25 protein-coding genes are annotated in these 22,945 nt (G+C 56.1%); 7 read left to right on the top strand and 18 right to left on the bottom strand.

What is annotated here, in order from left to right:
- Positions 1 to 6: 6 nt before the first annotated feature.
- Together ACWKXN_RS05365 and ACWKXN_RS05360 are read right to left on the bottom strand one after the other, a co-directional pair.
- Positions 7 to 594, bottom strand: a complete 588-nt coding sequence (locus ACWKXN_RS05365; protein ID WP_454543425.1) for a hypothetical protein — start codon at positions 592 to 594, stop codon at positions 7 to 9.
- Positions 594 to 1,556 carry a hypothetical protein gene (locus ACWKXN_RS05360; protein WP_182072308.1) on the bottom strand — a complete coding sequence of 321 codons (963 nt, stop codon included), beginning with the start codon at positions 1,554 to 1,556 and terminating at the stop codon, positions 594 to 596. The genes ACWKXN_RS05365 and ACWKXN_RS05360 overlap by 1 nt, the downstream gene beginning before the upstream one ends.
- 176 nt (positions 1,557 to 1,732) lie before the next feature.
- Here ACWKXN_RS05360 and ACWKXN_RS05355 point away from each other — a divergent pair, with 176 nt between their 5' ends.
- On the top strand, positions 1,733 to 2,281 hold the full coding sequence (locus ACWKXN_RS05355; RefSeq protein ID WP_033145547.1) for a GNAT family N-acetyltransferase: 549 nt from the start codon (positions 1,733 to 1,735) through the stop codon (positions 2,279 to 2,281).
- Here ACWKXN_RS05355 and ACWKXN_RS05350 read toward each other — a convergent pair.
- The 9 genes from ACWKXN_RS05350 to sad all read right to left on the bottom strand — a co-directional run bounded on the left by ACWKXN_RS05350 (position 2,269) and on the right by sad (position 12,646).
- Complete coding sequence (locus tag ACWKXN_RS05350; protein WP_454543424.1) at positions 2,269 to 3,183, bottom strand: bestrophin family protein; 915 nt, start codon at positions 3,181 to 3,183, stop codon at positions 2,269 to 2,271. The two genes, ACWKXN_RS05355 and ACWKXN_RS05350, sit on opposite strands and share 13 nt — an antisense overlap.
- Before the next feature lie 200 nt (positions 3,184 to 3,383).
- Positions 3,384 to 4,835 (bottom strand): tagaturonate reductase, encoded by a 1,452-nt coding sequence (locus tag ACWKXN_RS05345; protein WP_454543423.1) that lies wholly within the window; start codon positions 4,833 to 4,835, stop codon positions 3,384 to 3,386.
- Positions 4,836 to 4,952: 117 nt separating this feature from the next.
- Entirely contained in the window at positions 4,953 to 5,480 is a 528-nt protein-coding gene (locus ACWKXN_RS05340; RefSeq protein WP_033145544.1) for a GNAT family N-acetyltransferase, read from the bottom strand.
- Between the two features lie 82 nt (positions 5,481 to 5,562).
- Positions 5,563 to 6,528, bottom strand: coding sequence for a sensor domain-containing diguanylate cyclase (locus ACWKXN_RS05335; protein WP_039262472.1), 966 nt, complete (start codon positions 6,526 to 6,528; stop codon positions 5,563 to 5,565).
- 119 nt (positions 6,529 to 6,647) lie between these two features.
- Entirely contained in the window at positions 6,648 to 8,087 is a 1,440-nt protein-coding gene (locus tag ACWKXN_RS05330; protein WP_454543422.1) for a sensor domain-containing diguanylate cyclase, read from the bottom strand.
- Between the two features lie 113 nt (positions 8,088 to 8,200).
- The gene (locus tag ACWKXN_RS05325; RefSeq protein ID WP_454543421.1) at positions 8,201 to 8,557 is read right to left on the bottom strand and encodes a DUF4186 domain-containing protein; all 357 of its coding nucleotides are present in this window, start codon (positions 8,555 to 8,557) and stop codon (positions 8,201 to 8,203) included.
- Positions 8,557 to 9,483 carry a glutaminase B gene (gene glsB, locus ACWKXN_RS05320; RefSeq protein WP_033145540.1) on the bottom strand — a complete coding sequence of 309 codons (927 nt, stop codon included), beginning with the start codon at positions 9,481 to 9,483 and terminating at the stop codon, positions 8,557 to 8,559. The genes ACWKXN_RS05325 and glsB overlap by 1 nt, the downstream gene beginning before the upstream one ends.
- Positions 9,484 to 9,545: 62 nt before the next feature.
- Complete coding sequence (locus ACWKXN_RS05315; protein WP_182932000.1) at positions 9,546 to 11,135, bottom strand: methyl-accepting chemotaxis protein; 1,590 nt, start codon at positions 11,133 to 11,135, stop codon at positions 9,546 to 9,548.
- Positions 11,136 to 11,257: 122 nt separating this feature from the next.
- The gene (sad, locus tag ACWKXN_RS05310; protein WP_454543420.1) at positions 11,258 to 12,646 is read right to left on the bottom strand and encodes a succinate-semialdehyde dehydrogenase; all 1,389 of its coding nucleotides are present in this window, start codon (positions 12,644 to 12,646) and stop codon (positions 11,258 to 11,260) included.
- Positions 12,647 to 12,744: 98 nt separating this feature from the next.
- On the opposite strand from sad, the gene ptrR reads away from it, so the two are divergent.
- Positions 12,745 to 13,623 (top strand): putrescine utilization regulator PtrR, encoded by an 879-nt coding sequence (ptrR, locus tag ACWKXN_RS05305; RefSeq protein WP_454543419.1) that lies wholly within the window; start codon positions 12,745 to 12,747, stop codon positions 13,621 to 13,623.
- Here ptrR and ACWKXN_RS05300 read toward each other — a convergent pair.
- The 3 genes from ACWKXN_RS05300 to ACWKXN_RS05290 form a co-directional block, all read right to left on the bottom strand.
- Complete coding sequence (locus ACWKXN_RS05300) at positions 13,577 to 14,059, bottom strand: GNAT family N-acetyltransferase (RefSeq protein WP_029741250.1); 483 nt, start codon at positions 14,057 to 14,059, stop codon at positions 13,577 to 13,579. The genes ptrR and ACWKXN_RS05300 overlap by 47 nt on opposite strands.
- 84 nt (positions 14,060 to 14,143) lie before the next feature.
- Positions 14,144 to 14,935: a PhzF family phenazine biosynthesis protein gene (locus tag ACWKXN_RS05295; RefSeq protein WP_221702350.1), complete on the bottom strand. Its 792-nt coding sequence runs from the start codon at positions 14,933 to 14,935 to the stop codon at positions 14,144 to 14,146.
- 27 nt (positions 14,936 to 14,962) lie between these two features.
- Entirely contained in the window at positions 14,963 to 15,751 is a 789-nt protein-coding gene (locus ACWKXN_RS05290) for a PhzF family phenazine biosynthesis protein (protein WP_454543418.1), read from the bottom strand.
- Positions 15,752 to 15,928: 177 nt separating this feature from the next.
- Between ACWKXN_RS05290 and ACWKXN_RS05285 the strand changes: the two genes are divergently transcribed.
- Entirely contained in the window at positions 15,929 to 17,125 is a 1,197-nt protein-coding gene (locus tag ACWKXN_RS05285) for a sugar transporter (RefSeq protein WP_033145533.1), read from the top strand.
- A 43-nt stretch (positions 17,126 to 17,168) separates the two neighbouring features.
- Here ACWKXN_RS05285 and ACWKXN_RS05280 read toward each other — a convergent pair whose 3' ends face one another.
- Positions 17,169 to 17,834, bottom strand: coding sequence for a MarC family NAAT transporter (locus ACWKXN_RS05280; protein ID WP_023335699.1), 666 nt, complete (start codon positions 17,832 to 17,834; stop codon positions 17,169 to 17,171).
- Positions 17,835 to 18,089: 255 nt separating this feature from the next.
- On the opposite strand from ACWKXN_RS05280, the gene marR reads away from it, so the two are divergent.
- The 3 genes from marR to marB are packed head-to-tail and all read left to right on the top strand — an operon-like array spanning position 18,090 to position 19,176.
- A complete protein-coding gene (marR, locus tag ACWKXN_RS05275) occupies positions 18,090 to 18,524 on the top strand; it encodes a multiple antibiotic resistance transcriptional regulator MarR (RefSeq protein ID WP_008502236.1) in 435 nt (144 codons plus the stop codon).
- A gap of 20 nt (positions 18,525 to 18,544) precedes the next feature.
- Positions 18,545 to 18,925 (top strand): MDR efflux pump AcrAB transcriptional activator MarA, encoded by a 381-nt coding sequence (marA, locus tag ACWKXN_RS05270; RefSeq protein WP_008502237.1) that lies wholly within the window; start codon positions 18,545 to 18,547, stop codon positions 18,923 to 18,925.
- A 32-nt stretch (positions 18,926 to 18,957) separates the two neighbouring features.
- A complete protein-coding gene (gene marB / locus ACWKXN_RS05265) occupies positions 18,958 to 19,176 on the top strand; it encodes a multiple antibiotic resistance protein MarB (RefSeq protein ID WP_319876059.1) in 219 nt (72 codons plus the stop codon).
- Positions 19,177 to 19,208: 32 nt separating this feature from the next.
- On the opposite strand, the gene eamA is transcribed toward marB, so the two are convergent.
- Positions 19,209 to 20,114 carry an O-acetylserine/cysteine exporter gene (eamA, locus tag ACWKXN_RS05260; protein ID WP_033145532.1) on the bottom strand — a complete coding sequence of 302 codons (906 nt, stop codon included), beginning with the start codon at positions 20,112 to 20,114 and terminating at the stop codon, positions 19,209 to 19,211.
- Between the two features lie 194 nt (positions 20,115 to 20,308).
- Here eamA and ydeE point away from each other — a divergent pair, with 194 nt between their 5' ends.
- Positions 20,309 to 21,502: an efflux MFS transporter YdeE gene (gene ydeE / locus ACWKXN_RS05255; protein ID WP_039262491.1), complete on the top strand. Its 1,194-nt coding sequence runs from the start codon at positions 20,309 to 20,311 to the stop codon at positions 21,500 to 21,502.
- Between the two features lie 46 nt (positions 21,503 to 21,548).
- Here the strand turns inward: ydeE and zinT are convergent, their stop codons facing one another.
- Positions 21,549 to 22,190 carry a metal-binding protein ZinT gene (gene zinT / locus ACWKXN_RS05250; RefSeq protein WP_454543445.1) on the bottom strand — a complete coding sequence of 214 codons (642 nt, stop codon included), beginning with the start codon at positions 22,188 to 22,190 and terminating at the stop codon, positions 21,549 to 21,551.
- Positions 22,191 to 22,242: 52 nt separating this feature from the next.
- Positions 22,243 to 22,941: an urea ABC transporter ATP-binding subunit UrtE gene (urtE, locus tag ACWKXN_RS05245; RefSeq protein WP_182072371.1), complete on the bottom strand. Its 699-nt coding sequence runs from the start codon at positions 22,939 to 22,941 to the stop codon at positions 22,243 to 22,245.
- Positions 22,942 to 22,945 lie beyond the last annotated feature (4 nt).

The raw sequence follows: 22,945 nt of genomic DNA, 5'->3' as shown, positions 1-22,945 counted from the left end.
CCCTCTTTAACGGCTTTTTAGTCGCATTTCCCGTGCCAGTCTGGCAAGACGCTGAGTACGACAATAGAGCGTAAACAGCACAAAGCCGCTGCTGTTCATCACCACCCGACAAAATAACAGTGCGAAGGATGCGATGACCAGCGGCCAAAGGCCTCCGTCATGCGAAAGCAGGATATGTAAAACCTGAACGAGGGTCGTTATCAGCAGAATGATGAACAACGCCCTAAACCCCAACAATCCCGACGTCTTACCTCGAGCCAGGAGTACGCTTATCACAATGAGCGCGCCTGTCATCGTCAATGATGGTACGAAAAAGCTCAATGCATGATGTAAAGGTGACAACCCCTGCAACGCGCTGAGAAAAGGCAGAAGGTTTAACGCAAGCGCCACTAAAAAAAGAGGTAACAGCACCGCTACCGGATAAGGATTTTGACGCGGAAGCTCGCTGAGTGGACGCGAAAAATACCGTTCCAGCTCTGGCGTGGAATGATTCAAGAGACGGGTATCACGATGAGCAATAGCCTCCTCTATCTCTTTGCCATGCTGCAGGAGATCCTGGAAAACCCGTCCGGTTAAAAAACTCAAAAACTTCATCAGAATACCGCCAGTGACTGAATGGTACCGATAATGTATTTACCGGTCCGTGGTAAATTACTGGGCGCTGCAATAACGCCACTCACAGCACTCCCGGCCAATGCTGCGGCACTTGTAACCACTTGCCCAAGTTGTCGAGTGAGCTCTACCTGAACAGGCCCGGTTGGAAATCGTTTCGGATAAAGACCAGCGCGTATAAGTGCCTTAATTTCCTTGTTGCTTATACCGGGGTTTTGCGCGCGAATTATCAATTCGGTCAAACGAGCGCGATCCTGACGAGGATAACTTTTTAACCACTCAGTGGCTTTCAAGGAAGATATAGATTTCATTGCACGCCAGGTGGTAACTGCTTCTTTTAGCGCCCCTCCTGCACTTGCTAACGAAATTACATCCAGTGAAGTTGAGGTGGCGACGTACCATTCTTGCGTATCGAGCCAGGCAACATTACCGCCACCGTTTTCAACCAAATCATAGATACGATAAAGGCCGTTAACGCATTGCAACCCGGTCGCAAGGGTTCCTGCGTAGCCAATCGCTACCAAAACACCACTTCCTCCTGCAGTAAGGGGGGTTGCCGCCGTGCCGGCAAGCATCACACCTCCAGTGATGATCATCGCCCCACATGATAGTACCGTCGATGCAAGTTCAGTTCCCATAGATGTAGATGCCACAGCATCAGTCAAGGATTTACCTACGCTAGAGGCGGATGGTTGTGAGTTCGCTTTAGTTACAATTACGTGAGTTACGATACCACTTTGACCATTGGGATGACGCTGACCAGAGCGAACCAGATAGCGTTGAGCACCATCAGAATAAATGATCCCGGCCTGAGCGAATTCGCGATTACAGTCCATTGCGGAACCCAGTGCTTTGAAATCGAAATCTGCAGCTCCAAAGCCTGCTATGCGCGCATAATCATATCCCGGTAGATTTTTCTCAGGATTCATTCCAGGCAAAACCATACATTACTCCTTATGTGGATGGGTAAGTTAACCCAACTAATCTGACGGTAATCGAGCGCTATGCAGAGCAAAATTTTGGTAGTAAATAAGTTTCAACGCAACTAAATAGAATGTGATAGAAGTGAAAATACCAGAACACAAACAAAAGAATAACGCTTAAATATGGAGATCCGCGGATGACGATACCGACGCTCACGACAGAACGCTTATTGCTAAAACCGCTGGTTGCCGAAGATGCTGCCCAGATACAAAAGCGTTATCCGCGCTGGGAGATCGTCCGCTATATGGTCTCTTCCGTGCCCTGGCCCTACCCGGATAACGGCGCGGAAAACTATGTCAACAACGTGGCGCTGCCGGATATGGCAAAAGGGATCGCCTGGTTCTGGAGCATCCGTCGTCGCGAGGTGCCGGATGAGTTGATGGGTATTATCTGTTTGTATGACGTCGAAGATAACAACCGTGGATTCTGGTTGGCCCCGGAGTTTCAGGGCCAGGGATACATGCGCGAGGCCAGCATTGCCGCGACGGATTACTGGTTCAATACGCTAAACAAACCCGTATTACGCGCCCCGAAAGCCACCGCCAACAGCCGCTCCCGGCGTATTTCAGACAGTAGCGGCATGCGGCTTATCAGGACGGAAAAGAAAGCCTACGTCAGCGGCATGCTGGATTCCGAACTGTGGGAGATCACCCGCGACGAGTGGAACGCCCGTCAGGTCAGCTGATAATACTTATCCGGCATCAGCCTTTCAGGAATGTTCTCTTCATCGTTCATCTGCAGCAGATCGCGTTCCATCATGTTGCAGATGGCGTCCAGCGGCAGATCGTTATCTTCTGTGCCGAACGGGTCTTCCAGCTCTTCTGCCAGGGTGTCCAGCGAGATAAAGGTGTAGGAGATCAGCGCCGAGACAAACGGCGTCATGTAGTGCAGATCTACAACCAGCGCGAACGGCAGCATGATGCAGAACAGATACACCGTTCGGTGCAAAATCAGCGTATAGGCAAACGGCACCGGCGTAGTCGCAATGCGCTCGCAGCCGGAGAGGACGATGGACATATCGTTAAGACGGTTGTTCAGGCTGTGGAACAGGATGTCTGAAAGCTGCCCGTTACGCCGCCGCACGGCCAGCCACTCCCCCATGATCAGTAAAATACGGTTCGCCGGCGAGTTGGCGCTCATCACGTGACGCAAATCGTCCGGAGCAAGATAGCGAGAGAGCTGTTCGGCGTTCAGGTCCCGGCGGAGGGTCATGCGCAGGCAGTTGGCAAAAGCTATCTGCAGGCGGACAAATTCCCCCAGGTGCTTATCGTCAGGCAAGGTGTTTTTCACCTCGCGAAACAGCGAGCGTGCCGCTATCATCAACTGCCCCCAAAGCAGGCGAGCCTCAACGTAGCGCGAATAACAGGCGTTGTTTCTGAAACCGAGAAAGATAGCGATCGCCACGCCGAGAATGCTAAATGTCGCCACGGTAAATTTGATGCCCAGCGAGGTATACCACGGCAGCATCAGGATAACGGCGATTGAAAGCAGGAAGTTCAGCAGCAGTCGGGTGTAAATTTTGGGAAGTACCGAGCCGTGCCAGACAAAAATCAGTTGTAGCCAGTGCTGTTTAGGACGAACAATCATAGTGAGTTTCAGGAAGGAAAAGAGCGTGGCTATTAAACGTGATCTCCCTCACGGTTGCAAGCATGTTAACGGGACATTGAATTTTATGACCTGCTTAGCGATAACCGCACGGTGCTGCATGCGCTTTTAAAAAAAGAGCATATAGTATGTTGTAACTAAAATAAGATGTAATTAAACCCGGCCGAAGCCGGGTAACGTCATTAGCAAAGGGGGGTCACCGCTGCGCGCATTCCCTTCAGGAGAATGGCGTCAAGATCCAGGGTCACCTGGTCGACAAGCCCGGTGACCTGCGTGAGATCCTGTTCCCAGTGCTCGCTCACGCTCAGTACGGACTGCACCAGCTCACGGGTGCTCAACTGCTGGTCGCGATGCTGTGCCCACAGCAGCTGATAACGTTCCAGCCAGAATGCATCATCCTGCACCGGATAGTTCTCCCCGTTACGCTCCCCGCGATAAAACGCTATCAGTGCAGCCAGCGCGAACGTCAGACGTGCAGGCAATTGTCCGCTTGCGTTCTGCCCTGCCAGCAGCTGCGGCAGGATGCGGGTGCGGTATTTGGTCATACCGTTAAGCGCGATGGAAAGCAGCTGGTGTCTGATGTAAGGGTTGCGAAAACGCCCTGTTACCGCGCTGGCAAAAGATTCCAGCTCGTCACGCGGCAGATCGAGGACCGGAATGATCTCCTGATAAATCGCTTTTTCGACAAACGCGCAGATCTCGGCATCATTCATCGCCTCGCCTACCGTCTCTAACCCAGCCTGGAATGCCACCGGCACCAGCGCCGTATGCGCGCCGTTCAGGATAGCGACTTTGCGCTCTTTGTACGGCCTGATGTCGTCGACAATCAGCACATTCAACGGGTATTTATCCAGACGAAGTTCCTGAGCAAGGGATGCCGGCCCCTGGATAACGAACAGATAGAAATGTTCAGCCGTATCCAGGAAACCATCGTGATAACCCAGCTCAGCCTCCTGCGTGGCCGCCTCGTCGCGCGGATAACCGGTCACGATACGGTCAACCAGCGTCGAGCAGAAGCTGTTTGCCTCGTTAAGCCACTGGATAAAGGCGGCAGGCAGCGCCCACTCCCGGGCATAGCGCAGGACGAGTTCACGCAGCGCGTCACCGTTGTAGTCAATCAGCTCGCACGGAATGATGATCCAGCCTTTATCCGCTGCACCGTTGAAGTGGCTAAAGCGCTCAAACAGCAGTCGCGTCAGCTTCGCCGGGTAGCTCACCGCAGGGGCATCGGCGAATCGGTCACCCGCGTGGTAGCTAATACCCGCTTCGGTGGTGTTCGAGAAAACAAAGCGCATGTCCGGATTGTGCGCCAGTTTCAGGAACGCATCATACTGGCCGTAGACGTCGATCTCCCGGTTAACCGAGCGGATAAGACGGCTCTCACTCACCGCTTTACCCTGCCCGTTCAGGCCGCGAATGATAGTGGTATAGAGACCATCCTGAGTGTTCAGCGACGGCGGGAAGTCGCTCTGAATAGGACGGACGATAACCACACCGGCGTTAAGATCGGTATGTTCATTTAGCAGGTCAATTTGCCAGTCGACAAACGCACGCAGGAAGTTGCCTTCGCCAAACTGAATAATGCGTTCCGGGTATTGAGCTCCGGGAAAATCACGACGGTTGAGCGTGTTCACAAGAGGGTTCCTTTATGATTAGTCATACAGCCTGATAAGATTGGTACGATAACTTATCAAAACTTAACGACCAGAAACCCTGTTTTGATCAATCCACGGCGTAGTTGTACAAAATAATCATAAGAACTTATAGAACACGGACGTGGCCGTCATGGCGCCGTCCGGCATCAGGGCATAGCGCGGGATCTCCCCCACCTTTTGCCAGCCGGCACGCTGGTAGAACGTCTCGGCGCCGCTGCCGGTGGAGGTATCAAGCACCAGAACCGAAATATCTCTGGCCCGGGCCTCCGCTTCAAGCGCTTCCATCAAGGCCATCGCGGCACCTTTCCGGCGCGCTTTCTCGTGAACCAGCAGCTTCGCCACATCGGCGCGATGCGGCTGGTTTTCCGGCTGGTCGACGATCAGTTGCACCGTACCGATGACGCCGTCCTGCGGGTCGACACAGGCCAGCACCAGACGCTCGTTGCGCCCTACGCTTTCAGCGATTCCGCGCCAGAACGAACGAGCCTTATCCAGACTAAAGGGAAGCATAAAGCTGACGGATGCCCCGCCGTTCACACAGTTTTCGAGGATCCCGGCCAGCGCATCAAGATGGGTGAGAATGTCGTCTCGGGTGAGGTTTTTGATTTGCAGTGAGGTATTCATTGTTTTTCCTTACGTTGAATACCGTCACTGTGCATTTAACATCTTCTTAACGCAAACGGATCGGACATACGCTTTTGTTATGTTACCGGGAGCGCTGTCGCTGCTGTTTCATGGCATACATCTTTTCATCGGCCTCTTTTAACCACTGCTGCAGGTCGTTGCCGTTATGATCGAATTCACTGAGCCCCCACGAGAAATGGAGCGACCAGGGATGTAGCTTGCGGGCGTTATAATTTTCTACCTGCTCGGCAAGATACTGCATGGCAATCCAGGCGCCCTGCTCATCCGTATCGGCGAACAGCACGGCGAACTCGTCCCCGCCAAAACGCACCAGCAGATCCGCTTCGCGGAAAGAGGCGCGCATTAGCTGCGCCATCGCTTTCAGCGCCTTATCCCCCTCTTCATGCCCGAAGCGATCGTTAATTTCCTTAAAGCGATCCAAATCCAGCCAGCCGAGCGTGAGCGGCTCAGCGCGACGCCGGGCAACGGAAAGCGTGAACCGCACGAGCTGATTAAAGCCCCGACGGTTGAATAACCCGGTTAATTCATCCGTGGTCGCCGCGCTGATGGCAGCAAATTCATCTTCCGCCAGCGCGCCAAGGTCACCCAGCACGGCGAGGTCGGCGGCAGAAAACTCGCGGGGAGCGTAATCAATCAGGCACAGCGAGCCAACGCTTGCGCCGTCGCGCAGGCGCAGCGGGAAACCCGCGTAAAAACGCACGCGAGGCTCACCGGCCACCAGCGGGTTATCCGCAAAGCGATCGTCCTGAAGCATATCCCCCACCACCAGCGGCGCTTCGGTGAGGATCGTATGCCCGCAAAATGAGATATTGCGCGGAACGCTGCCGGGCGCCTGACCGTCGGCCGACTTAACGATCAGCGAATGCTCATCAATGAGATTGACCATCGCCAGCGGCACCTGGAAGAAGCGTTTTGCCAGACGCGTTAAGCGGTCAAACGCCGGGGAACTGTCGATCTCAAGCAGACCTGATTCTCGTAGCGAGTTGAGTCTGTCTGTTTCATTTTCAGGGGTTGCAGGTGCTTTCATAATGTCTCCTGACGTAAAGCGTTACTAAAAGCGTAGCTTAAACAGAGACATTGTCAGTGTTCTGACATCCTGTTAAGCCGCTTACTATTCACGTCAATGCCTTATGACGATTAACGCAGCTATGTTTCACTCCCGGAGGGCGCGGCAATCTGCTCGTCCGCCACCCGGGCGCTGGTACGGTTTCGACCCGCTTTTTTGGAACGATAGAGATGATCGTCCGCTTCGGCCATGAGCTTGTTGAAGACCTCGGTCAGCTGCCAGGACTCAGCCTTTCCGCTGCCGAGGCCAATGCTGACCGTCAGATAGAGCGTCTGGTGACGCCATGTAAAAGGATGGCCGGCAACGGTGGATCGGATACGTTCAGCCAGTTCAAAACCGTGCTGCGCGTCGCCTGAATTGACCACCACGGCGAACTCTTCCCCGCCCATGCGCGCCACCATGCCGTCTTCGCCGACGACCTGCTGCACCTGTCGGGCAAACGACGCCAGCACGCGGTCTCCGCACTCGTGGCCGTAGTTATCATTAATGCTCTTGAAATAATCAATATCCAGCAGCATGACGGTCAGAAAACGCGTGTGCCGGTACGTCTCTTCATGCTTTAACGCCTCATAAAGCCCGGAACGCGAGTAGACGTGCGTTAAAAAGTCATAATCCGCCCTCAGTGAAACCTGGCGGATCAGGGAATTAATCGCCGCCATGCTGACGGATACCATCACGGGGCAGATCGCCATCGTGGCGATCCCCAGCCGGGCTGAAAACATCATTGGCGTCGTAAACGGCGTCGCCACGGCGATATTAATAATCGAGTTGGCGACCAGAATGATTTCAGTGGCCCCCGTGATAAACGTCAGCAGACAGGTGGCGGGCAGCGAGTAACGAACCGCACACCAGATAAGCGCAGGCAGAGGAAACGAGAGGCTCCCCGCTCCGCCAATCACCACCGACGCGATCACCGAGACGATCAGCGCAATTACCGGCAGCAGCTGCTCCAGACGGAGCCTGAGTTCACGCCCGGGCATACGCAACGTGAGCATACAGGGCACAACAAGCACGCCGGTTGAGAACTGCTCGCTAAACCAGTCGGCAAATAGCGGCCAGAAAGTATGACTGTCAATCCCGACCGACCCTACCGCGCCGAGCAAGGCGCAAAGCAGCGCGGCAATCAGACAGTAGTTAAACAGGCGTAGCGCGTTAAGCGGATCGGGGGTTTTCTTCATCAGCCGCTTGTCGCGCTGAACCAGCACGGCGACGACGACGATAAAGATCATGTTAGACAGGTTAATCACCACTGAGGCCATACCCCAGTTGGTCGTTACCGCGTCGTACAACAGCATCGCGACATTACATACCGCGTAGTAATGCAGGCGATTCAGGTAAACATAGCGGGCGAAAATCCCTGCCATGACGCCATTTAGCGGCCAGAACAGCGACAGGGCCTCAACGAGCCGTAATTCCGCGCCCACAAAATAGAATAAAGTGGTGAGGATGAAGATCGTCGCTGCATTTCGCAGCGGCGTATCAACCTGGAACGGCCTGAAAGCGGTAAGAGCAGAACGCATTAAATATCATTCCATATGAAAGCTTATGGCAATTATTGCGGTCGTCAGCATGATCGGGACTAACTTGGGATGCATCTATAACACAAATACCACGGGAGCATAACTCGTCAAATTTAGGCGTTCATCTGCAGCACCAGCCAGTGGTGGATGACGCTGACGATGTAATTTTGTTGCTGCGCCGTGAGCGTTACGCCCTGTGGAATGTTATGCCATTTTGCCAGACAGCCCCGGCAACAGGTGGCGGTGGCATGCTGGGCGATAAACACCTGGTGACCGCGCATGGGCGTCTGCTTACCGTCGTTTGCGGGGTGCGCGGGCACAAGGCGCTTTTCGACAAAATCCGCGGCGTGCCGATCAATGGTTTCGGGGCCTTTGTCCCAGCAGTACTGTCGTTCCTTATCGCCCAGGCGAAAGCGCGAGCGAAATGTCGATCGCGCCAGGCGGGAAAAGAGAGGATCCAGATCGGACATCAGTATACGGAACGTCCCAGGCGCTGGGTAAGTTTCTCCAGAACCGCCACGCCGGCAAGGGAATTTCCCGTTTCATCCAGTTCCGGGCTCCAGACGGCTATCGCCATTTCATGCGGCACAATCGCCACGACCCCGCCGCCGACGCCCGATTTAGCCGGAAGCCCAACGCGCCAGGCAAACTCGCCGGCGTTTTGATACATCCCGCTGGTGGCCATCAGCGCGTTAACCTGCCGGGCCTGAAGCGGAGAAACCACCTCCTGATCGAGATGCGGCGCGTGCCCCTGGTGCGCAAGGAACAGGAACGTCTGAGCCAGCTCAACGCAGCTCATTTTCAGGGCGCAGTAATGGAAGTAGTTTTGCAGCACGGTCGCCACGTCGTTGTGGAAATTACCGAAGGATTTCATCAGCCACGCGATAGCCGCGTTACGGGCGGAGTGTTCAAACTCCGAGCGTGCCACCACCGCATCATAGGCAATATCGTCAACGCCCGAGAGCTGGCGAACAATCTCCAGCATTCGCTGGCGCGGTGCGCTGAGGCGACTTTGCAGCATATCGCAGACCACCAGCGCCCCGGCATTGATAAAGGGATTTCGCGGTTTACCCTGCTCAATCTCGAGCTGAAGCAGCGAGTTAAAAGGCTGGCCGGAAGGATCTTTACCGACACGCTGCCAGATCTCTTCTTCTTCATACTGGCGCATCGCCGCAACCAGACTCAGCACTTTCGAAATGGACTGAATGGAAAAACGCTCAGCCGCATCGCCTGCCTGGTATCGCTGTCCGTCGATGGTACAGATAGCAATCCCCAGCTTATTCCCGCTCACCGAGGCAAGGGCCGGAATATAGTCGGCAACCTTCCCCTTTCCAATTAACGGACGAACCTGCGCCAGAATCTCGTCCAACATCTCATTATGGATGACCGCAGCCACACTTTGCTCCTTGCCCTCAGGCTAAAACGGGCTGCGAGTATAACAGAGGCTTATGTATTGCGTCAGGCGCTAAGACGAAAACGCGAAACGGCCTGCAATAAAAGATCGGATTGCTTTTGCAGCCGCTCAGAGGCATCCGAGGCGTCTGAGACCAGCAGGTCCGTCTGACGGGAGACCTGATTCAGCGCCTGAAGCTGGCGCGTCATCTGGTGAATACTGTCTCCCTGGCTGAGCGTGGCGGTTGAGATCTCATTAAGCAAACTGCTCAAATTGCCCACCAGACCGGTGACCTGCTGCAGATTCTCTTCCATCAGGGTAACGGCGCGGGAACCGTCTTCAATGCCCTGCAGCGAGCGGTTAATAAGCTCCTGAATGGTCTGCGTCGAGTGGCTGCTTTTTCTGGCCAAAAGCCCGACTTCCCGGGCGACGACGGCAAAGCCGCGCCCCTGGTTTCCGGCATGGGCCGCCTCGATGGCGGCATTCAGCGCCAGGATGTTGGTCTGAAACGCCACGCTGTCGATCATCGCCACGATCCCGCGCATCTCAGAAGATCTGTCGACGATCGCCTGCATGGACGCATTCACGGTCGACATCATCCGGTCGCCGCCCACGGCCGCCTGACGCGCCTCATCGGCCCGCGAGCTGGCGAGCCTGGCATAGCCGGTATTCCCTTCCACATGGCTTTCCAGCGCCGCAATATGCGCCGTCACATCCTCAAGCTCTTTCGCCTGGCGCGCTGACTGCTGATACAGCTTCTGGTTACCCTGCGCAAGGGAGTCAATGTTCTCCACCATCGTTGCGGTGGCATGGCTGACCTGCGTCACCAGCTGCTGCAGACCGTGCTGCATCGTCGCAATACTGTCGCTAAGCTGACCTATCTCCCGGTTAAAGCGCATGACGGTCGGCGGCGTGCCGGAGAGATCCCCTGCCGCCAGCCGGTTAATATGCGCAATCAACCGACGCAGCGGCGTAATCACCCATCTGGACATGCCGAACCAGACGACAACCGCGATGGCGAGCAGCAGCACCGGCGCAAACAGGAACAACGTTTGCAGGCCGGAGAGCTGCGCCATTAGGCTCTGACGCCCCTGCATGGCCTGCTTCTCGCTTGCCTGCTGATAGCGCGCATAGTTGTCGTTAAAATCAGACTGAAACGCCTGGGCCGGTACGGCAAAAAAAGCGTCGATGGTGTTGGTCTTAATCAAACCTTCAGCCTGCTCGTTGATCGCGCCGTAGAAAAGCTGATAGCTGTTCACCAGGGCATCGTCTTTCGGCGGATTCAGCGCCAGCCAGGCCTTCCACGCCTGCTGAGAAACCGCCAGCGCCTTTTGCGCATCGTCCATCAGGCTGTGCCAGCTCCCGTCGGAGCCGGTCTCTTTATCCTGCATAAACCAGACGCCGGAGCGGTTAAGCAGGTCGCTTGCCGCCAGCAGGGAAACGCGGGCCAGATCCAGCTTGCTCTGCTGCTGCCAGGCCAGCAGGTTTTGCTGCTCGTTGCGCTGGGCGTCGTTCAGGGAGGCGTTAAGCAGGAATGAGGAGGAGAGCTGCAGCGCGGAAAAAAGGCCAATAATGCAAAAGATACCCGTCAACAGGCCAAAGTGACGAGGGGTGAGACGCTGCGCAATACGGCGAAAAATTTGCGTTAGGTTCATAATTATCTTCATTAACAATGCGTTATACGCGTTCGAGTCTACGAAATGAAAATGACAGAACCATTGCAGATAAATGACAACGGCCCTCGTGATGAGGGCCGTAATCACAGGCGGGCAATAAATTACACGCGATCCTTCCACACCGTCTGCACGTTGCAGAACTCGTGCAAACCAAAGTGGGAAAGCTCGCGGCCAAAGCCGCTTTTCTTCACGCCGCCGAAGGCCACGCGCGCGTCGCTGGCGCTAAAGCCGTTGATAAACACCCCGCCGCACTCCAGTTCGCGGGAGAATTTATCCGCAAGCGCCGCGTCAGCGGTAAAGACGGTGGCGGACAGGCCAAAGTCGCTGTCGTTGGCAAGCGCCAGAGCGTGCTCCGCGTCTTTTGCGACAGTCACGGCCGCGACCGGACCAAACAGTTCCTGGCGAAACGCCGTCATCGACGGGGTGACGTTGGCCAGCACGGTTGGCGCGTAGTAATTGCCCTCTCCGCTGATTTTCTCTCCGCCCAGCAGCAGCGTTGCCCCTTCGGCCAGGGTGGCCTGCACCTGCTGATGCAACTCATCGCGCAGGTCAAAACGCGCCATCGGGCCCAGGTAGTTCTCTTCTTCTTCCGGCGCGCCCATCTTTAACGCGGCGACGGCGTCGACGAAGCGGCGGGTAAAGGTCTCTGCGATACCCTCCTCCACGATAAAACGTTTGGCCGCCGCGCACACCTGTCCGGTATTCTGATAGCGACCCGCCACCGCCGCCTTCACGGCTAGATCCAGGTCGGCATCGTTAAGGACGATAAACGGGTCGGAGCCGCCCAGCTCAAGAACGCATTTTTTCAGCGCGGCCCCTGCCTGCGCGCCTATGGCCGCACCGGCACGCACGCTGCCGGTGACGGTCACCGCCGCAATACGGCGATCGTTAATCGCCTGGCTTACGCCGTCATTGGTGGCGTTCACCCAGCCGAATACGCCTTCAGGGAAACCGGCATCCGCAAAGATCTGCCCAATAAGCTCCGCAGAGCCGAGCACGTTTGGCGCATGCTTAAGCAGATAGCTGTTACCTGCCAGCAGAATGGGCACCGCGCCGCGCAGCACCTGCCAGAGCGGGAAGTTCCAGGGCATCACCGCGAGAATCGGCCCCAGAGGACGGTATTCAATAACCGCGTTGTGGTTTTCCACCAGCGTAGGCTCCGCACGCAGCATCGCCGGGCCGTGCCCGGCATACCAGTCGCACAGAGCCGCGGATTTTGCCACTTCCGCCCGCGCCTGCAGGATGGGTTTCCCCATTTCACGGGAGATCGTCTGCGCCATCTCTTCCGCGCGGTTTCGCAGCGCGGCGCCGAGATCCCGCAGCTTCTGCGCCCGGTGGGACACGCTTTCGCGTCGCCACTGGCGATACCCCGCGTCAGACTGAGCAATCGCGCGGTCAACCTCTTCCGGCGTCGCCCAGGGATAAGCAGCAAGAGTTTCCCCCGTTGCCGGGTTAACGGACAGGGCATGTGTAGCAGATGGATATTTCATGATGTTCTCCACGCATTTCGGTTGATTCATTGTGGCTCACTCTGCTATTTCTTAAAAATGAATAATACTAACCACCTTATTCACGAAACGAGAATGCTATGGACCTAACCCAGCTTGAAATGTTTAACGCCGTCGCGCTGACGGGCAGCATCACCCAGGCGGCGCAGAAGGTGCATCGCGTGCCGTCTAACCTGACGACCCGCATCCGCCAGCTGGAAGCCGATCTTGGCGTCGAGCTGTTTATTCGTGAGAACCAGCGTTTGCGCTTATCCCCCGCCGGGCATAACTTTCTGCGCTACAGCAGGCAGATCCTCGCCCTGGTGGATGAAGCGCGCATGGTCGTCGCGGGTGATGAGCCGCAGGGGCTATTTGCCCTCGGCGCGCTGGAAAGCACCGCCGCGGTGCGCATTCCCGAAACGCTGGCGCAGTTTAATCAGCGCTATCCGCGCATCCAGTTTGCCCTATCTACCGGGCCTTCCGGGACGATGATTGATGGCGTGCTGGAGGGAACCCTCAGCGCCGCGTTTGTCGACGGGCCGCTGTCGCACCCGGAGCTGGAGGGGATGCCGGTCTACCAGGAAGAGATGATGCTGGTCACGCCTGCCGGGCACGCCGAGGTCGCCCGCGCCACGCAGGTTAGCGGCAGCGACGTTTACGCTTTTCGCGCGAACTGCTCGTACCGTCGACATCTGGAAAGCTGGTTTCATGCGGACAGAGCCACCCCCGGCCGCATTCATGAGATGGAGTCCTATCACGGCATGCTCGCCTGCGTCATTGCGGGCGCGGGCATCGCGCTGATGCCGCGCTCGATGCTGGAGAGTATGCCGGGACATCATCAGGTTGAAGCCTGGCCGCTGGCGGAAAACTGGCGCTGGCTTACAACCTGGCTGGTGTGGCGGCGCGGAGCGATGACCCGCCAGCTGGTAGCTTTTATAGCGCTGCTAAACGAACGTCTTCAACCAGCGCCTTCTCCATAAACAGGCTGAGCGGATCGTCAGCGTACGGGGCAAACGCCGGACGCAAATCGTACCCGCACTGCTCGTACAGGCGAACCGCAGCGCGCTGTTTGATGCCCGTCTCCAGCCTTACCGTGTGGCAATGGCGGCTCAGGGCCTCATCTTCCAGGGCGGCCAGCAGCGTCTCGCCGAGATGCTGCCCGCGATGGGCCGGATCGATATAGACCCGCTTCATCTCCCCCGTTCCGTCGCCGTTGAGCACGATGGCTCCGCAGCCTACGGCGTGCAGCTGCTGGTCACGAATGACCATCAGGATCAGCGAGGCTTCCGGCAGCGCAGACAGGTCGAGCAGATGGTTGCTTTCGGCGGGATAGAGTTCGCTCTGATAGCGGTCAAGCGCCGCGATCAGGTTGAGAATGTCCGGATGACGTGCAGATTCAGAGGTAATGGAATACATGGCAGGCTCCTTGCTGTTTTTATATCAACATAGCTCAGGCCTGCCGGGGTGGTTCATAGTATTAACTTATAGCGCGTCACTCAGCTAGCGCAGGAAGATTCGCCCTTTCAGGTACAGCGTAGCCTGGCCGCCAATCAGCACGCGGTCGCCCTTCAACTCGCAGCGCAGATCCCCGCCACGGTATGACACCTGGCGGGCATTGAGTGACGTTTTGCCCAGCTTTTCGCTCCAGTAAGGGATCAGCATGCTGTGGGCGGATCCGGTGACGGGATCTTCCGGCACCCCTTCGCCAGGGCAGAAGAAGCGGCTGACGAAGTCATATTCTTCTCCCGGCGCCGTCACGCAGACCATTTTATCCAGCGGAAGCATGGCCCCAATATCCGGCGTTAACGCTTCCACCTGCTGCTGGCTCTCCAGCACCACCATGTAATCGCGTCCGACGCGCACCTCTTTCGCCTCCGTGATGCCCAGCGCGCTAAACAGCAGCTCAGGTGGGTTTTCGACGACTTCCGTCGTCCACGCGGGGAAGTTCAGCGTCAGCCAGTCGCCGCTGCGCTTGACGGTCAGCTCGCCCACGAAGCGCGTGGTGAAGGTGATTTCGGTATGCGGATAATCAAGGTATTCGAAAATGACGTGCGATGCGGCAAGCGTAGCGTGACCGCACAGGTTAATTTCATCCAGCGTGGTGAACCAGCGCAGCTCAAACCCGCCGTCGGTGCGCACGAAAAAGGCGGTCTCAGACTGGTTATGCTGTTGCGCCATTTTGAGCAGCGTTTCGTCCGGCAGCCACTCTTCCAGAGGACATACCGCTGCGGCGTTGCCGCCAAAGGTTTTATCGCTGAAGGCATCCACCAGATAAAAATCAATTTCCTGCATTGTCTCTTCCTCTCTTGTTATGGGTTTTTAGCGCAGAAAAACTGTGCCTTTCAGATAAAGCGTGGCCTGCCCGCTCATCAGCACGCGCGAACCTTTCAGCTCACAGCGCACATCGCCGCCGCGCGCTGAAACCTGACGGGCAAACATCGTGGTTTTGCCCAGCTTTTCGCTCCAGTATGGGATCAACATGGTGTGCGCGGAGCCGGTGACCGGGTCTTCCGGGACGGAAACGCCCGGTGAGAAAAAGCGGCTGACAAAATCATATTTCCCCTCACCGCGCGCCGTAACGCTCACCTTATGCTCGCCCGGCGTCATCGCCGAGAAGCGTGGCGCAAGCGCTTCAACCTGCTGGCGATTTTCCAGAACGATCAGCCATGCGCGCCCTTTACGGGCTTCAACGTAGCGGTTAATACCCAGCGCCGAGAGCATCTCCGGCGGGGGTGTCTCTTCATGGGTTGGACATGCCGGGAAGTCCAGCGTCATCCACTCCCCCTCCCGGCTGACGGTGAGGCGGCCAGAGGCGGTTTCAAAGTGGATCCGCGAATCCGGGTAATCCAGCTCGGTAAACAGCACGTGCGCGGCCGCAAGCGTAGCGTGGCCGCAGAGATTGACTTCGGTGAGCGTGGTAAACCAGCGTAGCTCAATGCCCCCTTTACTGCAGACGAAAAAAGCCGTTTCCGACTGATTATGCTGCTGCGCCATTTTCAGCAAGGTCTCATCGGGTAACCATTCCTTGAGCGGGCAAACGGCGGCCGGATTGCCGCCAAACGAGGTGTCGCTGAACGCATCTACCAGATAAAAATCAATCTCCTGCATTGTCTTACCGCCTGTTTTTATTGTGTTGTTCTTTTATATTCAATGAAAACGGCGTTCCCGGCTACCGCTTTCATAAGGTAAATATTGAGATCTGCGTCACATAATGGTTGAGTTTTCGCCGTTCGACGTTTTAAGATCGTCTCCTCTTCTTTTCAGCAACGAATCTCCGACATCCCTATGACAACGAACACAGTTTCCCGCAGGGTTGCGTGGCTACGCGTGGTCACGCTGGCCATCGCCGCGTTTATTTTTAACACCACAGAATTTGTTCCGGTTGGGCTGTTGTCTGACATCGCTGAAAGTTTCCAGATGGAAACGGCGCAGGTGGGCATTATGTTGACCATCTACGCCTGGGTTGTGGCGCTGATGTCCTTGCCGTTTATGCTGCTGACCAGCCAGATGGAGCGGCGCAGGCTGCTGATCGGCCTGTTTGTGCTGTTCATCGCCAGCCATGTTCTGTCGTTTATGGCGTGGAATTTTACGGTGCTGGTCATTAGCCGCATCGGCATTGCCTTTGCCCATGCGGTGTTCTGGTCGATCACCGCGTCGCTGGCTATTCGACTCGCTCCGGCGGGTAAGCGCGCCCAGGCGCTGAGCCTGATTGCCACCGGTACCGCACTCGCGATGGTGCTGGGTCTGCCGATTGGCCGCATCGTAGGGCAATACTTCGGCTGGCGTACGACGTTCTTCGCCATTGGTATGGGCGCGCTGGTTACGCTGGTATGCCTGATTAAGCTGCTCCCCGCGCTGCCGAGCGAGCATTCCGGCTCGCTGAAAAGCCTGCCGCTGCTGATGCGTCGCCCGGCGCTGCTGGGTATCTACCTGCTTACCGTCATTGTGGTGACGGCCCATTACACGGCGTACAGCTACATTGAACCCTTTGTGCAGGTGGTGGCGGGCTTTAGCGCCAACTTTGCCACCGTCCTGCTGTTGATCCTCGGCGGAGCGGGCATTATTGGCAGCGTGCTGTTCGGTAAGCTGGGTAACCGGCATGCGTCAACGCTGGTGAGCTGCGCTATCGGTCTGCTGCTGGCCTGCCTGCTGCTGCTGATGCCTGCCGCAGGCAGTGAAAGCCATCTGGCGATCCTCAGCCTGTTCTGGGGCGTGGCGATCATGATTATTGGTCTGGGCATGCAGGTGAAGGTCCTGGCCCTGGCGCCGGATGCAACGGACGTCGCCATGTCGCTGTTCTCAGGGATTTTCAATCTGGGGATTGGCGCGGGCGCGCTGGTGGGAAATCAGGTAATACTGCACGTATCGATGTCGGCGATTGGCTATCTGGGCGCCATTCCGGCCCTGGTGGCGCTGGTCTGGTCAGTGCTCATCTTCCGTAAATGGCCGGTGGCGCTGGAGGAACAGGGTCAGCACGGGTAAGCCTTCTTGCCGGGTGGCGGCTTCGCCTTACCCGGCAATCACATCAATGATAGGTCTTAATAATTTCCAGCACGCCGTTAATAATAAACTGCACGCCCATACAGACCAGCAGGAAGCCCATCAGACGGGAAATCGCCTCGATACCGCCCTTGCCTACCCAGCGCATAATGGCCCCAGAACTGCGCAGCGACGCCCACACGATAACCCCGATAATCGCAAAAATCAGCGGTGGTGCAACCGTCAGCACCCAGTCCGGGAAGGTTGCGCTGTCACGCACCGTTGATGCGGAGCTGATGATCATCGCGATGGTACCCGGCCCCGCCGTGCTCGGCATGGCAATCGGCACAAAGGCGATATTCGCACTCGGCTCGGTTTCCAGCTCTTCCGATTTACTGGTCGCTTCCGGCGACTCATGCGCTTTTTGCGCCGGGAACAGCATGCGGAAACCGATAAAGGCCACAATCAGCCCCCCGGCGATACGCAGGCCGGGGATGGAAATCCCGAAGGTGTTCATCACCACCTGTCCGGCATAGTAAGCCACCATCATGATGGCAAACACATACACCGAGGCCATCATCGACTGATGGTTGCGCTCGGCGCTGTTCATATTCCCTGCCAGACCGAGGAACAGCGCCACCGTCGTTAACGGGTTAGCCAACGGCAGCAAGACCACCAGCCCAAGGCTGATTGCTTTTATTAAATCCAACATAGTGCGTTGTTGTCCTTATCCATATTTAACACAGCAATTATAGGGTGAAAGTGTGACATTGAGCCATGGGTGCAACGCAACGATTATTTCCGTCCTGGAAAGATAACTGACAGTTATCTATATGATTTGAAAGACCTCAAAAAAAGTTCATGAAACGTTTTAGCAATTCGTGGCATCGGCTGACTCATTCAGTTGACTTATACTTGCCTGAGCAATAATATCTGCCGTGACTAACTACTTGCCAGGGCAACCATTGTGAAAAGCACCAGTGATATCTTTAACGACGTTGTTCCGCTGGGTCGTCTTATTCATATGGTAAATCAGAAAAAAGATCGCCTGCTCAACGACTATCTGTCACCGCTGGATATCACCGCAACACAGTTCAAAGTGCTGTGTTCCATTCGCTGCGAAGTGTGTATCACACCGGTTGAGCTGAAAAAGGTGCTCTCTGTCGATCTGGGTGCGTTAACCCGCATGCTGGATCGTCTCGTCTGCAAAGGATGGATAGAACGAAGCCCTAACCCGAATGACAAACGCGGCGTACTGGTGAAGCTGACCAGCGATGGCGCGGCCATGTGCGAGCAATGTCATCAATTAGTAGGACAAACACTGCATCAGGAACTAACAAAAAACTTAACGGCAGATGAAGTGGCAACCCTTGAGCTTCTGCTCAAAAAAATACTGCCGTAAACAGAAAAAGAGGTATGACGATGTCCAGACGCAATACTGACGCTATCACCATTCATAGCATTTTGGACTGGATCGAAGATAACCTGGAATCGCCGCTCTCCCTTGAAAAAGTGTCAGAGCGTTCAGGTTACTCCAAATGGCACCTGCAACGGATGTTCAAAAAAGAGACCGGTCATTCATTAGGCCAATACATTCGCAGCCGCAAGCTGACGGAAATTGCCCAGAAACTGAAAGAAAGCAATGAGCCGATCCTTTATCTGGCGGAGCGTTACGGATTTGAATCGCAACAAACCCTGACGCGTACGTTCAAGAACTATTTTGACGTGCCGCCTCATAAGTACCGAATCACCAGCGTGCCGGGCGAATCCCGATACCTGTATCCGTTAAAACACTGTAGTTAATCATCGCCTGTAAAGACGTAACCGAGGAAATCATGAAAGTTACCGCCTCCGCCGCCCTCGCCTTGCTGGTGCTGTTCTCCAGCCAGACCTTCGCGGAGCAAACCCCTCGTGCAACGCAGCAAAATAATCCTGATACGATGATTTTGCCGTCAGCACATGACCAGTCGCCTTATGATTTTAACCATATGGGTGCTGGTAGCGACAAATCCGACGAATTAGGCGTGCCTTATTATAATCAGCACCGCCTCTGATACGTTTTTGCCCCGCAGACGCGGGGCTTTTTTTATGCCTTTTCGCTTACCCGCGTCGCCCGACGAACCCGCAGACCAAACACGTTAATGTACAGCCCGGCCATGATCAGCACGGCGCCAAACAGCTGCAGCGCGCTCAGCGTTTCATCCAGCAAGAGTGCCGCACTGGCAAGCCCCACCACCGGCACCAGCAGGGATAACGGCGCCACGCGCCAGGTTTCATAACGCCCCAGCAGCGATCCCCAAATCCCGTAGCCCACAATGGTGGCGACAAAGGCCAGATAGACAAGAGACAGGATTGTGGTCAGATCGATTTCGACCAGACTGTTCAGCATTACATCCGGACCATCCAGAATAAACGACGCCGCCAGAAACGGGATTATCGGGATCAGCGCGCTCCAGACAACCAGGGACATCACCGCCGGGCGCGCCTCGTGCTGCATAATCAGCTTGTTGAAGATATTCCCGCAGGCCCAGCTCAGCCCCGCCGCCAGCGTCAGCATAAAGCCGAGCAGCGCCACATCCTGGCCGTTCAGGCTGGCTTCAATAAGCACCAGCACGCCAAATACCGCCAGCGTAATGCCCGCCAGCTGTTTTCCCTGTAAACGTTCGCCAAACACGAAGGCGCCGAGAATGATGGTAAAGAACGCCTGCGCCTGCAGCACCAGCGAGGCCAGACCGGCCGGCATCCCGAACTTGATGGCGCAGAAGAGAAACGCGAACTGGCCAAAGCTGATGGTCAGGCCATAGCCCAGCAGCAGCTTTAACGGGATCTTCGGACGGGCGACGAAAAAGAGCGCCGGGAACGCGACCAGCAAAAAACGTAAACCGGCCAGCATCAGCGGCGGCATGTTGTGCAACCCCAGCTTGATGACCACAAAATTGAGCCCCCATACTACGACCACCAGCAACGCCAGCAGCCCGTCTTTACGCGTCATACCCTGCCCCTGAATTATTAATTATTTGTTAACAGTTCAAGGTAACAGAAAAAAGCGCGCGGCGAGAAGATCATTAATTATGGCAGTCAGGCGAAGCACTTACGGATAAATTAGGTGCTATACAAGCCCCTTATGTCATGGTAATCCTGTTAACACACGTCTAAAAAAAGCATAAGCAACTGTCGGGCAGGAATATGAAACCATCTCTCAGGCGCTCAACCGCAGCGCTGCTGGCGTCGTCATTGTTATTAACCATCGGTCGGGGAGCAACGCTGCCGTTCATGACCATTTATCTCACGCGCGTCTACAGCATGAGCGTCGAGAATATTGGTTATGCCCTGACGATTGCGCTGACAATCGGCGTGGTGTTCAGCCTGGGATTTGGCATTCTGGCCGATAAGTTTGATAAAAAGCGCTACATGCTGATTGCGATCGTGGCTTTTATCGCGGGGTTTGTCGCGATCCCGCTGGTCGATAACGTCACGCTGGTGGTGCTGTTCTTTGCGCTGATCAACTGCGCCTATTCCGTCTTTTCAACGGTGCTGAAGGCCTGGTTCTCCGACGTGCTCACCGCAAGCCAGAAAGCGCGCGTCTTCTCGCTTAACTACAGCTTTCTGAACATTGGCTGGACGATCGGGCCGCCGATTGGCACCCTGCTGGTGATGTACAGCCTGCAGCTGCCGTTCTGGCTGGCGGCCTTCTGCGCGGCGCTGCCGCTCGGATTCATCCATTTCTTCGTGCAGAGAAGCGTTGCGCTGGATACCGCCGAGGAGAAAATGCCCTGGCAGCCGTCGGTACTGCTGAAAGACCGCGCGCTGTTCTGGTATACGCTCTCTGGCCTGCTGGCGTCATACGTCGGCGGATCGTTCGCGACCTGCATTTCGCAATACGTTCTGGCCGCGCATGCAGACAGTAATTTCGCCGAAAAGGTGGTCGCCGTGGTATTGCCCGTCAACGCCGCCGTGGTGGTGACGCTGCAATATGCGCTGGGCCGCAAGATCTCTGCCAGCAATATTCGCCCGCTGATGACCCTCGCCACCCTGTTTTTTATCGTGGGGCTGGGTGGCTTTATGCTCTCCGGGGAAAACCTGGTCTACTGGGGCATCGCTGCCGCCATCTTTACCCTGGGTGAGATTATCTATGCACCGGGCGAATACATGCTGATCGACAACATTGCCCCGCCGGGGATGAAGGCGAGCTATTTTTCCGCGCAGGCGCTGGGCTGGCTCGGCGCGGCGGCAAACCCGATGATCACCGGTATTATCCTGACCAACCTGCCGCACTGGTCGCTATTTGTCATCATGATGGTCGCCATCGTCATGGCGTGGCTGATGATTTTGCGTGGGATGAGCGTGAAGGCGTGGTGTGAAACGCCCAACGTGGCGTAGCGCTTCCAGGCCGGATGAGGCGTAGCCGCCACCCGGCAATAAAGCATCAGTGGTGCAGCATTTCCTCTACCACCTGCTCTTTGTACATCTCATTCGGATAATAGGTCGGCCAGTTATCCATCTCTTTCAGCAGCGCCTCGTGGGAGGTGTTGCCCATGAAAATATGGAAATGGGAAGAGGACTTCGGTGCGATGGTGTGGTCGCTGAACTGAACAAACTTCGGTGCCTTGCTGCCGGCGTCCTTACACTCAAACAGGTAGCGGACCCCTTTTTTGCCCGATGCGTAGGTCAGTATTTTGTAGCCGCTGTAATCATACTGACAGCGGCTGACCGCTTTGCCCTTATGAAATTCCATCACGTTATTTTCGATGCCGATGGCATCCACGTCCGTCGCATAGCCCGTGCGGTAGTACGCTTTCACCTCGTCAAAGGTTTTGCTTTTGTCTTTCTGCGCTTTCTGTTTAAACACCGGATCCAGCGAACCGTCCAGCAGGAACGGATAGACCGACTGCCACGTCCCGTCCCAGTCAGACAGCGCTCTGTCCTTCACGTCCTTATCCTCAAACACGCCGTTTGCCGCCCGCTGTTCCGCTTCGGTCATCTGATGGCCGTGCGAGTGAGCAAACAGCTGGCCGCTGACCAGCAGCGCCCCCAGAGTCATGGCAAATTTCCCAAAATGTGCAGCCAACATAATACCCTCATTCCGTTTTATAAGAATGCGAATGTTATATTATAACATTTTAAATCGCAACCAGCCCGCGAACGCCCTCCTGCTCCATGTTTTCACCCCGGCCGCGCTGGATAATGGTGCCGCGCGACATCAGCAGATAGCTGTCGGCCAGCTCGGCGGCAAAGTCGTAAAACTGTTCGACCAGCAGGATCGCCATGTCGCCTCGGTTCGCCAGGGTGCGGATCACCTGTCCAATCTCTTTAATCACCGATGGCTGTATGCCTTCGGTCGGCTCATCGAGAATCAACAGCTGCGGACGGCTCGCCAGCGCGCGACCAATCGCCAGCTGCTGCTGCTGTCCACCGGAGAGATCGCCCCCGCGGCGGTGCTTCATCTCTTTAAGCACCGGAAACAGCTGCCAGATCTCATCCGGAACCTGCTTCGCCTCGCGGGCGGAAAAACGCGACAGCCCGAGCAGAAGATTCTCTTCCACGGTCAGGCGCGGGAAAATCTCGCGGCCCTGCGGGACGTACGCCACGCCAGAGTGCACCCGCTGGTGCGGCCTGCTGTGGGTGATCTTTTTACCCTGCCAGATGACCTCCCCGGTTTTCGCCGGGATCAGCCCCATCAGACACTTCAGCAGCGTGGTTTTCCCGACGCCGTTGCGCCCCAGCAGGCAGGTGACTTCTCCGGTGACGGCCTCAAAGCTCACGCCGCGCAGGATATGGCTGCCGCCGTAATACTGATTCAGTTCGTTAACCTGTAACATCATC

The sequence above is a fragment of the Enterobacter sp. UPMP2060 genome (genome assembly GCF_053709655.1).
This window is presented reverse-complemented; position numbering and strand designations above follow the sequence as displayed.